This is a genomic window from Shewanella metallivivens (genome assembly GCF_028750675.1).
Lineage (GTDB): Bacteria > Pseudomonadota > Gammaproteobacteria > Enterobacterales > Shewanellaceae > Shewanella > Shewanella metallivivens.
The window spans coordinates 777,443-791,849 of the sequence record NZ_JAQQPZ010000013.1; the positions used below are offsets into that span (position 1 = coordinate 777,443).

The following is a 14,407-nucleotide window of genomic DNA, read 5'->3' on the forward strand; positions in this document are numbered from 1 at the left end:
CAACAAAAAAGCGCCGAAAGGCGCTTTTTTATTGCAGATACTCGATGAACAACTTAAAACTCGAGCAATTTTTTATGTAACTCAGCAAAATCTTGTTCAGTTATACCCACCTGAGCCAACAGCACAACAAGTTCTGGCTGTGGCAATCTATCCACTTGCTGTAGCATAGAACACTCACTAATAATATTGGCCTTCCAGATGATTAATGTCATTTCGTCATCAGGCTTAATGTTAGTGTTCGCCAATAACGTTAACGGTGCTTCAAAGTGCTCAGGTAAACGCCAGTAACGTGCTAATAATGCACTTAGGGTTAATGATTTTGTGGTCATGACCTGTTTAAACAAGGTAGAGCTAGGTTGTTCACCTGGCTCAGCTTGATAGAATGCATCCACCAGCATCTTAAAAATCGCAATTTTGCCGACGTCATGAAGTAACCCCAGTAAAAAAGCGCTATCTCGTTGATCTGTATTGGCAAGCTCGCTGGCTAAAAAAGCCACTTGCATTGAATGCCGCCATATCTCAGCACCAAAACGCCGAAAATATATTGGTTTAATGTCTATCATTTCGCGCGCTAAACAGCTGGTGATAAAATACCTTAATTGTTGCCGACCAACTTGTACTAATGCTTGCTGAATACTCGTCACATCGTTTTCTGAGCGCTTAAAAGCCACTGAGTTACACAGCTTAAGCACTTCAACACACAATAATGGATCTTGTTCAATGAGTTGAATAAGTTCTCTGGTCTCAATATTATCATCGGCCAGCTTTTTGTCTAATTCGAGTATTTTACTAGGGAGCTTTAATACATTTTCAGCAATAGCTTGAGGCGAGCTTAACGCCAATTCTATATCTTGCATGACACGCCGTTCTAGACTATTAGCAATTCCTGTCGTATCGGTTTGGGTACTGGCAAACAAAAAACTGTAAAACAAGGATGATAAATCTAATTGCGACTCGACAGCCTGTTTAGGGCTGACTTCGATAATAGGTTTAACGGTTGTAGATGAGGCTTGCTGGCGCTTCTCTACCGCTGTGCGGCCAGTAAATTTGACTTGTTCATTGCGGTCACGAATATTAAACAGCTTCTTAAAAAAACTTGTCACCACAATAGATAACCCTATAAAAATTAGATTAGGACCAATGGCTTAATCATAGCAATAAAAACAAAAATGGGCGCCATAAGGCACCCATTTATTTTAATAATGCGACCTACACGTCTAAGTTAGCCACATTTAACGCATTAGTTTCAATAAACTCACGACGAGGCTCAACTTGATCGCCCATTAAGCAGGTAAATAATTGATCTGCAGCAACCGCATCTTCAATGGTAACGCGTAACATACGGCGAGATTCAGGATCCATTGTCGTTTCCCACAATTGTTCAGGGTTCATTTCACCCAATCCTTTATAACGCTGAATGTATAAACCACGTTTTGCTTCGCTCATGGTCCATTCTAATGCTTCTAAGAAGCTTTCAACTTCTTTAACGCGCTCGCCACGTTGAACATAACCACCTTCTTCAATCATGCCGTCAAGTGCAGCGCCTAACTTAGCGATACGTTGATAATCGGCTGAAGTAAAGAAGTCGTAACCAAATAAGAAGTTGGTATCAATACCATGCTTACGAATTGTCACACTTGGAGTGTACACTTTACGTTCAGGATCTAAAATCACGTTAGCAGAGAAAATAATACCGCTGCTTTCGCGCTCAACTAAATCATCAATAAAGGCTTTACACCAGGCAGTCATTTTAGCTTCGTCGCTTAGCATCTCAAGCGTTACTTCTGGATGGTACAACATGCGATCGGTTAAGTTCATCGGGAAACGTTTTTCTAAACGAGTAATGATTTTCTCAACTTCACGGTATTGATTTACCAAACGTTCAAGCGGCTCTCCGCTCATACCTAATGCACCTTGGCTTGGATAAACATGCGTGCCATCTAACGCTTGTGTGGTTAGGTATTCAGTTAACGCCAGTTCATCTTTAAGGTATTGTTCTTGCTTACCTTTTTTAACTTTATACAAAGGTGGTTGCGCAATATACACATAACCACGCTCAATCAATTCAGGCATTTGACGGAAGAAGAAGGTCAACAGCAGAGTACGAATGTGCGAGCCGTCGACGTCAGCATCGGTCATGATAACGATGTTGTGGTAACGGGTTTTATCCGGATTATATTCGTCGCGACCAATACCACAACCTAATGCGGTAATTAAGGTGGCCACTTCTTGTGACGATAACATCTTGTCAAAACGCGCTTTTTCAACGTTTAAGATTTTACCTTTAAGTGGAAGAATCGCTTGGTTTTTACGGTTACGCCCCTGCTTGGCAGATCCGCCAGCAGAGTCCCCTTCCACTATGTATATTTCAGAAAGACCAGGGTCTTTCTCTTGGCAGTCAGCCAGCTTGCCTGGCAAACCACCTAAATCTAATGCGCCTTTACGACGAGTCATTTCACGCGCTTTACGGGCAGCTTCACGAGCTCGAGCAGCATCAACAATTTTACCGACGATTAATTTTGCATCGGCAGGGTTTTCTAATAGGTAATCGTTTAACTTCTCACCCATGGTTTGTTCTACAGCACTTTTCACTTCGCTAGAGACTAATTTATCTTTTGTCTGTGAGCTAAACTTAGGATCGGGTACTTTAACAGAAATAACCGCAGTTAAGCCTTCACGAGCGTCATCACCTGTTGCGCTGGTTTTACCTTTTTTATTAAATCCTTCACGTTCCATGTAAGTGTTTAAGTTACGCGTTAACGCACCACGGAAACCCGCTAAGTGAGTACCACCATCGCGCTGTGGGATGTTGTTGGTAAAACAGAAAATGCTTTCTTGGTAACCATCGTTCCACTGCATTGCAACTTCAACAGTAATACCGTCTTCGCGCTCTTGCGAGAAGTGGAATACATCTTTGTTTACTGGAGTTTTATTACGGTTTAAGTAGTCTACAAATGCGCTAATACCACCTTCGTATTTAAAGAACTCGTCTTTGTTTTCACGTTCATCAACTAAACGAATACCAACACCAGAGTTTAAGAAAGATAACTCACGTACACGCTTGGCTAATATATCGAAGTGAAACTCAACATCAGTAAAGGTTTGACTACTAGGCCAAAAACGAATTTCTGTACCGGTTTTAACAGCATCGCCAATTTCTTTAATCGGTTCATTTGGTACACCGTGAGTGTAAAATTGCTCATAAATTTTACCCGCACGACGAATGGTTAATTGCAGTTTTTCAGATAAGGCGTTAACAACCGACACACCCACACCGTGAAGACCACCCGAGACTTTATACGAGTTATCATCAAACTTACCGCCAGCATGCAATACCGTCATAATAACTTCAGCTGCAGATACACCTTCTTCTTCATGAATAGAGACAGGAATACCACGACCGTCATCTTTTACAGAAACAGAACCGTCTGAGTGAATAGTAATGGTGATATCGCTACAATGGCCGGCTAAAGCTTCATCGATAGAGTTATCGACCACTTCGAATACCATGTGATGAAGGCCTGTGCCGTCATCAGTATCACCAATGTACATACCAGGTCTCTTACGGACTGCATCAAGGCCTTTTAATACCTTGATACTCGAAGAATCGTAACTATTCTCTGACATATTTCTCTCTCGTTGTTATTCAATAACCGTTACCAGCCCCTGTTCCACATGAAACATCCTGTCGGGGGGGCGAGATAACGAATCGACTATTGCTAGCGGATCAATTGCAGTGACAAAAATTTGTGCACCGGTTTCGGTTAACTGCTGAAGCAATAGCTGCCTATGCTGTGCATCCAACTCTGACGGTAAATCGTCTACTAAATAAATACTGTTTTTATTCAGTTGTTGTTTGAGCAACTTTCCCTGTGCAATACGCAGTGCACAGACTAATAATTTTAATTGTCCACGGGACAATGCATCTTGTACAGGTAAGTTCCCTACTCGCAAACGTAAGTCTGCTTTATGAGGACCACTGCCCGTGTTACCCGCGGCGACATCGCGCGAGTATTGGTTTTCAAGTAACTGCGAAAAATCCGTTTTGCTGTCCCATCCTCGGGTAAAAGAAACCTTAATATCAACCTGAGGTAAAAACCGCTCTATTATACCCTTAAGTAGCTCATTTAACGAGTCTACATATCGATTTCGTATGTCGGTAACCTGTTCAGCATACCGTACCAGCTCTTTATCCCAAAATTGTATTTGACTGTACGGCGAATGGTTCCTAAGCAATTGATTACGCTGCTTTAAGACCTTACGTACGTTCACCCAAGCTTGATAAAAATGGGGGTCAGAATGAAATGCCCCCCAATCAATAAACTGTCTGCGGGCTTTTGGGCCTTCAAACAATAAAGAAAAACTTTCGGGGGTAATAACTTGAATCGGTAAAGTTTCAGCTAATGTAGACAAGCGCTTGACTTTTTCGCCATTAATTTTGACTTCAATTTCGCCGTTTCGATGCCGTCTTAGACCAATTTTGCAGTCGTTTTCATCTTGAATAAGGTTGGCGAACAGAGTGAGTTTGTCGTCATCATTATTAATCACTCGTTGTGATAAGTGGCTGCGAAACGAACGTCCCATCCCTAAAAAATAAATCGCTTCTAAAATACTGGTTTTACCGCTGCCATTTTGGCCGTAAATCAAGTTTAATCCATCGCTTGGGTTAAGCGATGCTGAACTGATATTTCGAAATGACCCTATGGTAATACGCGATAAACTCATGAACACCTATTGTGATAGCCAAATAAAGCAGTAGAGACAAAGAAGGTGCTTAACAGCACCTTTCATATAGTTTATACCCTATAACGTATTACAAACGCATTGGCATCACCACATACATAGAATCTTCTTCTTTGTGGTTCTCTATTAATGCACTTGAGTTGCCATCAATCAGGGTGATACGCACATCATCACTGGCGAGGTTATTCAGTACATCTAATAGATAACTCACGTTAAAACCAATTTCGAGCTTATCTGAATCATAATCAACATCGATGATTTCTTCGGCTTCTTCTTGCTCAGGGTTATTCGCGGTAATCTTTAATAAACCCGGTTCAAGTTGAATGCGTACACCGCGGAATTTTTCGTTAGATAAAATCGAAGCACGGGTTAACGCTTGTTTTAATTGATTACGGCTAGCAATAACCACCTTGTTGCCACCTTTTGGTAACACCCGACGATAATCAGGAAAACGGCCATCAACCAACTTACTGGTAAATACAGCAGAACTGGTAATCGCGCGAATCGCGTTGTCGCCAATCGCAATGGTAATGTCTTGGTCGTCGCTTTCAAGCAAACGTGCCATTTCAACGACCCCTTTACGTGGCACAATCACTTGTTTTTCAGGCAAAGATATATCAACAGTACGATGGCTTAAAGCCAAACGGTGGCCGTCGGTAGCAATAGCACGTAATACATTACCTTCAGTTTCAAATAATAAACCATTGAGATAATAGCGCACATCCTGATTAGCCATTGAAAACTGAGTAGAGTCAATAATCGACTTTAATACGCCCTGCTTTAAGCTAAATTCAATATCAGCCTGGAATGCTTCAACATTGGGATAATCTTCAGCAGGCAATGTGGCTAATGAAAAACGGCTACGGCCCGAGCGTAACAACCATTTGCCATCTTGTTGTTCTACTTTTAATTCGCTTTGTTCAGGAAGAGACTTAACTATGTCGAGCAGTTTTTTAGCAGGCACGGTAGTACGACCAATATTGATATCACCGTGTATAGCGGCTTGACCAACAAACTCAACCTCTAAATCCGTACCTGTCAGCTTAAGTGAGTCTTCACTAACCTCGACTAATAAATTAGCAAGAATGGGCAAGTTATGTCTACGTTCTACCGCGCCACACACGAGTTGCAGCGGCTTTAATAGGGCGTCCCTATCAATTGAAAATTTCATCGTTCTACATTCCCTGAATTAAGAAGACAAAGTTCTAATCAAGTTAGCGTAATCTTCTTTAATGTCATGACTTTCTTCACGCAATTGCGCAATTTTACGACAAGCATGTAATACCGTCGTATGGTCACGACCACCGAAAGCATCGCCAATTTCAGGCAAACTTTGGTTAGTGAGTTCTTTAGATAGCGCCATCGCCACTTGTCGCGGTCTTGCCACACTGCGTGAACGACGTTTAGACAGCATATCTGCCATTTTTATTTTGTAATATTCAGCAACGGTCTTCTGAATATTGTCTATAGTGACTAATTTTTCTTGTAGTGCCAAGAGATCACGTAACGCTTCACGAACAAAATCAATGGTAATTGGTCGGCCAGTAAAGTTAGCGTTAGCTATAACGCGGTTTAATGCGCCTTCAAGCTCGCGTACGTTTGAACGTAAACGCTTAGCAATAAAGAAAGCCACTTCATCAGGCAGGTTAATGCCACTCTCTTGTGCTTTACGCATTAAAATCGCTACGCGGGTTTCTAATTCAGGTGGCTCAATGGCAACTGTTAACCCCCAACCAAAGCGAGATTTTAAGCGATCTTCTACCCCGTCGATCTCTTTAGGATAACGGTCTGAAGTTAAAATAATTTGGTGATTACCTTCTAGTAGCGCATTGAAGGTATGAAAAAACTCTTCTTGAGAACGATCTTTGTTGGCAAAAAATTGAATATCGTCAATAAACAGGGCATCGACACTGCGGTAATAACGTTTAAATTCTTCAATGGCGTTATTTTGTAAGGCTTTGACCATGTCCTGTACAAAACGCTCAGAATGCATATACACCACTTTAGCATTGGGATTATTTTTAATAATCCCATTACCAACAGCATGCAATAAGTGAGTTTTACCTAAACCAGTGCCGCCATATAAAAATAATGGGTTATACGCACCACCTGGGTTTTCAGATACTTGTAATGCTGCCGCTTTACCTAATTGGTTTGATTTACCTTCAACGAAGTTATCAAACTGATAAGTGGGATTGATGTTACTGCGGTGATTCGCATTAACAATCGGTTCAGCCTGGGTATTAAATGACGTTGTGCCAACTTGAGCACGCATTTGACTACTCACAGGCTTAGCGGCGACCGGGGCTGGAGCGACAGGACGTGCTGACGGACGGCTACCAATATCAAAACGCAACTTAGGTGCATCACTGCCCATTTGTTCAGTGAAAAATTGATTAATGATATTAATGTATTTATCGCGTACCCAATCGAGTACAAAACGATTTGGCGCATACAAAACCAGAGTATCACCATCCATTTCAGCTTGTAACGGACGGATCCACATACTGAACTGCTGGGCTGATAACTCATCTTGCAGTCTGCCGATACATTGTTGCCAAAGTGAAACCGCCACTTATTTATCCCCAAATATCTTTAGTCAAAGGAGGTGTATTCTATAGGGAGATCACAATGATCGCTATCCTTAAAAACAGATTTATCCCCAGCGAGATCATTCTATGTGGATATCTGAGATCATGAAAGATCAAAATCGATCCATTTATTGTAAATTTGATGCAAATCCAGCTTTATTAACCGATCCACATTGATCTATAATACGCAACCTTTGATCTATGAAAACAAACAAAGATCCACAAGATATAGTGTCTGTACACAGACTTATCCACATCTTCTGGTACTTATAAGCTTTCATCATCAAAGAAAGATTGGCAGAAATTCATCATATAACCACTTTCGTTATTGACGATAGTAATTAAAGTGATTACAATTCGGCCTCTTTTTTGCCCTTACCTCTAATGTTGGAGATAAGGTAAATTCACTAACAAAGACGGATTGCCATCATGAGTAAACGTACTTTTCAACCTAGCAACCTGAAGCGCAAGCGTTCTCACGGCTTCCGCGCTCGTATGGCCACTGTAGGCGGCCGTAAGGTGCTTGCACGTCGTCGTGCGAAAGGTCGCGCTCGTTTATCTGCTTAATAAGTAGATAACCAGGTGACTAGCTATACCTTTACGCGGGAGTTACGCTTGTTAACTCCCGCGCAATTTAAATCTGTATTCTCCAATCCAATCAAAGCATCCTCTGCTGAAATAACTCTGCTCGCTATTCCTAATTCTGAGCAACATCCTCGTTTAGGGTTAACTGTGGCTAAACGTTTTGTAAAACGTGCTAACCAACGTAATCGCATTAAACGCGTGATAAGAGATAGTTTTCGTTTACATCAACACGACATCCCTAACATTGATATCGTGGTATTAGTCAGAAATGGCGTGATGGAAATGGAAAATGCAGAACTACACAAATTGATAGAAAAGCTATGGCGAAAACTCAGTCGCCGTTACAATGGCTAGCAACCACGGTTATCCGTGGTTATCAAATTTTTATAAGCCCTTTACTGGGACCGAAGTGTCGGTTCGATCCAACTTGTTCTTATTATGCGATTGAAGCAATAAAAACGCACGGAACAGTGAAAGGTAGTTGGTTTGCAATCAAACGCATATTAAAATGTCACCCTTTACATCCCGGCGGTAGTGATCCCGTCCCCCCTAAAAATGACAGGTGTAATAAATAGGCTATGGAATCTCAACGCAATATATTGCTAATCGGTTTGTTGTTTGTCAGCTTTTTAATGTGGCAACAATGGCAAACAGATAAGGCACCACAACCGGTAGCACAACAAACCGTTACCCAAACAAACGCTGCGACTATCAACGGCGCAGACGTTCCTGAAGCAGATTCGACTGGTATGCCAGTGGATATGCCTGCAACCAAAAACTTAATTACCATTAGCACTGATCAGCTTGATATTAAAATCAGCCCAGTAGGTGGTGACATCGTTTATGCAGCATTAGTTGCGCACAAAGTTGAGATTGATAAAGACGATCCTTTTGTCATTCTTGAACAAACCAATGACCACACTTATATTGCACAAAGCGGTTTAATCGGTCGCGACGGCATTGATAGCAGTGCTAAAGGTCGAGCCGCCTTTACCGCGCAAAAAAGCTCTTACACATTAGCAGACGGTCAAGACACATTATCTGTGCCTTTAACCTTTACTGCAGACAACGGTGTCACTTACGTAAAAACCTTTACGTTTACCCGTGGTCAATATGATGTTGGTGTTGATTACAGCATTAGCAACACTTCAGATACTGCATTACAAGTACAAATGTATGGTCAAATAAAACAAACCATCAAAGAGTCTGAAAGCAGCATGATGATGCCAACCTACCGTGGTGCGGCATTCTCAACGCAAGATACTCGCTACGAAAAGTATGACTTTGAAGACATGGCTGACAAAAACCTAGGTAAAGCAACACTAGGTGGTTGGGCTGCAATGTTACAACACTACTTCGTATCAGCTTGGATTCCACCGGCTACTGATTCAAACACTATTTTCTCAAGTGTGAGTGCTGGTGGTTTAGCTAACATCGGTTTCCGTGGTGCGGTATATGATATTGCTCCTGGCACAACACAAAAAATTAGCTCACAATTTTATGTCGGCCCTAAAAACCAAAAAGCGCTTTCTGCTATTTCTGAAACCTTAAACCTAGTGGTTGATTACGGTTTCTTATGGTGGTTAGCAATACCTATTCACTGGTTATTGATGTTCTATCAATCATTTGTGGGTAACTGGGGTATGGCGATTATTTTAATCACCTTAACCGTACGTGGTTTGTTATATCCATTAACCAAAGCACAATACAGCTCAATGGCTAAAATGCGTAATTTACAGCCAAAATTAGCTGAGATGAAAGAACGCTTTGGTGATGACCGTCAAAAGATGGGTCAGGCCATGATGGAACTGTACAAAAAAGAGAAAGTAAACCCAATGGGTGGCTGCTTACCTATTTTGTTACAGATGCCAATCTTCATCGCATTATACTGGGTATTACTCGAAAGCTATGAACTGCGTCATGCACCATTCATGTTATGGATTGATGACTTGTCAGTACAAGATCCGTACTATGTATTACCATTGCTAATGGGTGTATCGATGTTCTTGATGCAGAAAATGCAGCCAATGGCACCAACCATGGACCCAATGCAAGTTAAGATGATGCAATGGATGCCCGTAATCTTTACCGTATTCTTCTTATGGTTCCCAGCAGGTCTAGTACTTTACTGGTTAGTCGGTAACTTAGTCGCAATTACTCAGCAAAAGATTATTTATGCCGGTCTTGAGAAAAAAGGCTTAAAATAAGCCCAAGCTCGACAGTTAACTTATTCAAAAGTTAAATGAATAAAAAAGGCGGCTTAATAGGCCGCCTTTTCCTTTAATGATTTAGCAGGTATTAACCGTGACAACAGACACTATCGTAGCGCAAGCCACAGCACCAGGGCGTGGTGGAGTGGGTATTATTCGTGTATCTGGCGATCTCGCTGCCAATGTAGCCAACGCCATTATTGGTCATGTACCTAAAACCCGTTACGCCGAATATTGTGATTTTAATAGCCACGATGGTCACGTTATTGACCAGGGTATAGCGCTATTTTTTAAAGGTCCAAATTCGTTTACTGGCGAAGATGTATTAGAGCTGCAAGGTCACGGTGGCCAGATCGTACTCGACATGCTAATTAAACGCGTGTTAGAGATTGATGGTATCCGTATAGCTAAACCTGGCGAGTTTAGTGAACAAGCGTTTATGAATGACAAACTCGATTTAACTCAAGCAGAAGCCATTGCCGATTTAATTGATGCCACCAGTGAACAAGCCGCTAAAAGTGCATTGCAATCACTACAAGGTGAGTTTTCAAAAGAGGTACATGAACTGGTTGAGCAAGTCACTAACCTGCGTTTATATGTAGAAGCTGCGATTGATTTTCCAGATGAAGAAGTCGACTTTTTATCAGACGGTAAAATTGCCAGTGCCTTATATCGAATTATCGACAAACTCACTACTGTTCAAGCCAGTGCCAAGCAAGGTTCAATTATACGTGAAGGCATGAAAGTCGTCATTGCGGGGCGACCAAATGCCGGCAAATCAAGTTTACTTAATGCCCTTGCAGGTAAAGAGTCAGCCATTGTGACTGAAATAGCCGGCACCACCCGTGACGTACTACGAGAGCATATTCACCTTGATGGCATGCCACTGCATATTATCGACACCGCAGGATTACGCGACACCACAGATACCGTTGAGCAAATTGGTATTGAGCGCGCGTGGGCAGAAATAGCCAGCGCAGATAGAGTGTTGTTTATGGTTGATGGCACCACCACTGATGCGGTTGACCCACATGACATATGGCCTGATTTTATTGACCGTTTACCTTCAAGATTAGGTGTTACCGTTGTGCGTAACAAAGCAGATTTAACCGGTGAAACACTCGAAATATCACAAGAGCAAGGATACGATGTTTACCGTATATCTGCCAAAACCGGCCTTGGGGTTGAAGAGTTAAAACAGCACCTTAAAACACTTATGGGCTATCAAAGTAATTTAGAAGGCGGCTTTATTGCCCGCCGTCGTCACTTAGAAGCATTAGAGTTAGCCGCAAGCCACCTACAACTGGGTAAAGAACAACTTGAAGTGTATCTTGCCGGAGAACTACTGGCTGAAGAGTTACGCATGTGCCAAATGGCGCTATCAGAAATTACCGGTAAATTCACGTCAGATGACTTGCTCGGTAAAATCTTTAGCTCCTTCTGTATTGGTAAATAGTGTATTGGTAAACAAAGGAAAAAACACATGACATTGGCCAATCAAGTTGTGGTACTCGACTTTGAAACCACAGGTTTATCACCCGACAATGGTGACAGAGCCATTGAAATAGGTGCGGTAAAACTGGTTGATGGCCAAATAGTGGACACCTTTCAAGAACTCATAAACCCAGGTAAGCGAGTTAATAGCTTTATTGAACAATACACAGGTATTAGTAACAATATGCTTAAACATGCGCCATCATCTAAAGAAGTAATGGCGCAATTTGCCAAGTTTATTGATGGCTTTAATTTAGTAGCACACAACGCCAGCTTTGATAAAAAATTCTTAGATGCCGAATTTAAGCATAATAAGCTGCACTACACTGGCCAATTTTCCTGTTCATTACTGCTATCTCGCCGCATAAGCCAAGATGCACCTAATCATCAACTTGGAACCTTAGTGAATTATCATCAGCTACCAAACGATGGTGTGTTTCACCGCGCCTTAGCCGACGCCACCATGACCAGCCACCTTTGGTTGCATCAACTTGACGTACTGCAACAACAACTGCCAAACCACCTTATCACGCTTGATATCATCAATAAGATATCGAGCTTGCCCAAAGCACAAATAAACCGCTACTACCAAACAATGGCGCACCAATAAGCTAAAGCTCTTGTGATAACTTATCCACTAACAAACGCACTTTAGGTGACAAATGACGGTTATGCGGATATAACGCCCAAATCCCTTCTTTGGGTTGTTGATATGGCGCGAGTAACACCACTAATTGCCCAGCTTCAATTGCATCGTTAACGTAGTAACCGGGTAATTGCACAATACCTAAACCACTTATTGCGGCAGATAATAAGCTTAACCCACTGCTACAACTCAACGAACCACTGACTTTAACGGCTTTAGCTTTACCTTGATCAATAAAGTTCCAATGCGATTGGCTACCGATTAAACAATTATGCTGACTGAGTTCAGACAAAGTATAAGGCGTACCAAATTGAGCAATATAACTTGGTGCAGCACACACATATTGGCTGCGATTAGTTAAGTGCTTAGCCATCATTGACGAATTAGTTAACCGCCCTAGCCTAATGGCTAAATCAAAACCACCTTCAACAAGATCAAGCTGACGGTTGGTTAATTCGCACACCACTTCAATATCACGGTACTGCTGCATAAAATCGATAACAATCGGCATAACAAACTTTTCACCGTAGGTTACCGGTGCGGTCATGCGTATTAAACCTTGAGGTTTATCTTTTAAGCTCGAAATTGCCCGTTCTGCTTCATCAAGACTGTCTAATACCTGGCGGCAATGCTGATAATAAACCGAGCCCTCTTCTGTTAACGATACTTTGCGTGTCGTACGATAAAACAATTTAGTGTTTAGACGGTTTTCAAGTTGGCTTACTTGGCGACTCACTTGTGCCGTAGAAATACTTAAACGCTTACCTGCGGCAGTAAAACTGTCAGTTTCGGCCACTGCAACAAACTCAAAAATCCCTTCCCACTGCATCATTATTACATTCTCGTAAAAGTAATTTACAAAACTAGCTGATTATCATTTGATGATAAACAAATACAATGGATAAATACACTACACTGTAGTGATGTTGATCATCCATATTTCATGGTGTTTACGTTTAAGGAAGCTATTTATGTCAGCACAATTTATTAAATCAAAAGCCGCCATTGCTTGGGGACCCGGTCAGCCATTATCGGTTGAAGAAGTCGATGTTATGTACCCAAAAGCCGGTGAAGTCATGGTGCGTATCGTGGCGTCAGGTGTATGCCATACAGATGCATTTACCTTGTCGGGCGATGATCCTGAAGGCGTATTCCCAGCAATTCTAGGCCATGAAGGCGGCGGGATTGTTCATATGGTTGGCGAAGGTGTCACCAGCGTAAAAGTAGGCGACCATGTTATTCCACTGTACACCGCTGAATGTGGTGAATGTAAATTCTGTACATCTGGCAAAACCAACCTTTGCAGCGCGGTGCGTGCCACACAAGGTAAAGGCTTAATGCCAGATGGCACGACACGCTTCTTTAAAGATGGCGAGCCTATTTTTCACTATATGGGCTGCTCAACTTTTTCTGAATACACAGTATTACCAGAAATTTCATTAGCTAAAGTCAATCCAACAGCACCACTTGAAGAAGTGTGTTTACTCGGTTGCGGCGTAACAACAGGTATGGGCGCAGTACTAAAAACAGCAAAAGTACAAAAAGGTGATACCGTAGCAATATTTGGCCTAGGCGGCATTGGTTTATCAGCCATTATTGGCGCAACCATGGCGGGTGCTAGCCGAATTATTGGTGTTGATATAAACGAATCTAAGTTTGAACTGGCCAAAAAGTTAGGTGCTACAGACTGCATAAACCCTAAAGAGTTTGATAAACCAATCCAAGATGTGATTGTTGAAATGACCGATGGCGGCGTCGATTTCTCATTTGAATGTATTGGTAACGTTAATGTGATGCGCAGTGCGTTAGAATGCTGCCACAAAGGTTGGGGCGAATCAGTGATTATTGGTGTTGCTGGTGCCGGCCAAGAAATTTCAACCCGTCCATTCCAATTAGTGACCGGACGAGTATGGCGTGGTAGCGCATTTGGTGGCGTAAAAGGGCGCAGTGAATTACCCGGTATTGTTGAGCAATACTTAGCTGGTGAGTTTAAATTAGACCACTTTATTACTCACACAATGGGCCTTGAAGGGATTAACGATGCATTTGATTTAATGCATAAAGGCGAAAGTATTCGTAGCGTTATTCACTTTAATAAATAAGCTGATCTTAAATAGAAAAACAATGCAGTTAATTTT

13 protein-coding genes are annotated in these 14,407 nt (G+C 41.9%); 7 read left to right on the plus strand and 6 right to left on the minus strand.

The features are described 5' to 3' along the window. Window positions 1-53 precede the first annotated feature (53 nt). The 5 genes from PQR79_RS16145 to dnaA all read right to left on the minus strand — a co-directional run bounded on the left by PQR79_RS16145 (window position 54) and on the right by dnaA (window position 7,318). The gene (locus PQR79_RS16145; RefSeq protein WP_238107404.1) at window positions 54-1,106 is read right to left on the minus strand and encodes an HDOD domain-containing protein; all 1,053 of its coding nucleotides are present in this window, start codon (window positions 1,104-1,106) and stop codon (window positions 54-56) included. Between the two features lie 103 nt (window positions 1,107-1,209). Continuing rightward, window positions 1,210-3,627, minus strand: coding sequence for a DNA topoisomerase (ATP-hydrolyzing) subunit B (gyrB, locus tag PQR79_RS16150; RefSeq protein WP_238107403.1), 2,418 nt, complete (start codon window positions 3,625-3,627; stop codon window positions 1,210-1,212). A 15-nt stretch (window positions 3,628-3,642) separates the two neighbouring features. Then, complete coding sequence (recF, locus tag PQR79_RS16155) at window positions 3,643-4,725, minus strand: DNA replication/repair protein RecF (RefSeq protein WP_238107402.1); 1,083 nt, start codon at window positions 4,723-4,725, stop codon at window positions 3,643-3,645. Window positions 4,726-4,813: 88 nt separating this feature from the next. Next, the gene (gene dnaN / locus PQR79_RS16160; RefSeq protein WP_238107401.1) at window positions 4,814-5,914 is read right to left on the minus strand and encodes a DNA polymerase III subunit beta; all 1,101 of its coding nucleotides are present in this window, start codon (window positions 5,912-5,914) and stop codon (window positions 4,814-4,816) included. 18 nt (window positions 5,915-5,932) lie between these two features. Next, window positions 5,933-7,318, minus strand: a complete 1,386-nt coding sequence (gene dnaA, locus PQR79_RS16165; RefSeq protein WP_238107400.1) for a chromosomal replication initiator protein DnaA — start codon at window positions 7,316-7,318, stop codon at window positions 5,933-5,935. A gap of 445 nt (window positions 7,319-7,763) precedes the next feature. Here dnaA and rpmH point away from each other — a divergent pair, with 445 nt between their 5' ends. From rpmH to PQR79_RS16195, 6 genes are all read left to right on the plus strand, one after another. Next, window positions 7,764-7,901: a 50S ribosomal protein L34 gene (rpmH, locus tag PQR79_RS16170; protein WP_006083827.1), complete on the plus strand. Its 138-nt coding sequence runs from the start codon at window positions 7,764-7,766 to the stop codon at window positions 7,899-7,901. A gap of 15 nt (window positions 7,902-7,916) precedes the next feature. Continuing rightward, complete coding sequence (gene rnpA / locus PQR79_RS16175) at window positions 7,917-8,273, plus strand: ribonuclease P protein component (protein ID WP_160055730.1); 357 nt, start codon at window positions 7,917-7,919, stop codon at window positions 8,271-8,273. Further along, window positions 8,240-8,494, plus strand: a complete 255-nt coding sequence (gene yidD, locus PQR79_RS16180; protein ID WP_188739966.1) for a membrane protein insertion efficiency factor YidD — start codon at window positions 8,240-8,242, stop codon at window positions 8,492-8,494. Before rnpA ends, yidD begins: the two co-directional genes overlap by 34 nt. Window positions 8,495-8,497: 3 nt before the next feature. Further along, a complete protein-coding gene (gene yidC, locus PQR79_RS16185) occupies window positions 8,498-10,126 on the plus strand; it encodes a membrane protein insertase YidC (protein WP_238107399.1) in 1,629 nt (542 codons plus the stop codon). Between the two features lie 97 nt (window positions 10,127-10,223). Next, a complete protein-coding gene (gene mnmE, locus PQR79_RS16190; RefSeq protein ID WP_238107398.1) occupies window positions 10,224-11,585 on the plus strand; it encodes a tRNA uridine-5-carboxymethylaminomethyl(34) synthesis GTPase MnmE in 1,362 nt (453 codons plus the stop codon). A 27-nt stretch (window positions 11,586-11,612) separates the two neighbouring features. After that, the gene (locus PQR79_RS16195) at window positions 11,613-12,233 is read left to right on the plus strand and encodes a 3'-5' exonuclease (RefSeq protein ID WP_238107397.1); all 621 of its coding nucleotides are present in this window, start codon (window positions 11,613-11,615) and stop codon (window positions 12,231-12,233) included. 1 nt (window position 12,234) lies between these two features. Here the strand turns inward: PQR79_RS16195 and PQR79_RS16200 are convergent, their stop codons facing one another. Beyond that, the gene (locus tag PQR79_RS16200) at window positions 12,235-13,101 is read right to left on the minus strand and encodes a LysR substrate-binding domain-containing protein (RefSeq protein ID WP_238107396.1); all 867 of its coding nucleotides are present in this window, start codon (window positions 13,099-13,101) and stop codon (window positions 12,235-12,237) included. 139 nt (window positions 13,102-13,240) lie between these two features. Here PQR79_RS16200 and PQR79_RS16205 point away from each other — a divergent pair, with 139 nt between their 5' ends. Then, on the plus strand, window positions 13,241-14,371 hold the full coding sequence (locus PQR79_RS16205) for an S-(hydroxymethyl)glutathione dehydrogenase/class III alcohol dehydrogenase (protein WP_238107395.1): 1,131 nt from the start codon (window positions 13,241-13,243) through the stop codon (window positions 14,369-14,371). Window positions 14,372-14,407: the final 36 nt, after the last annotated feature.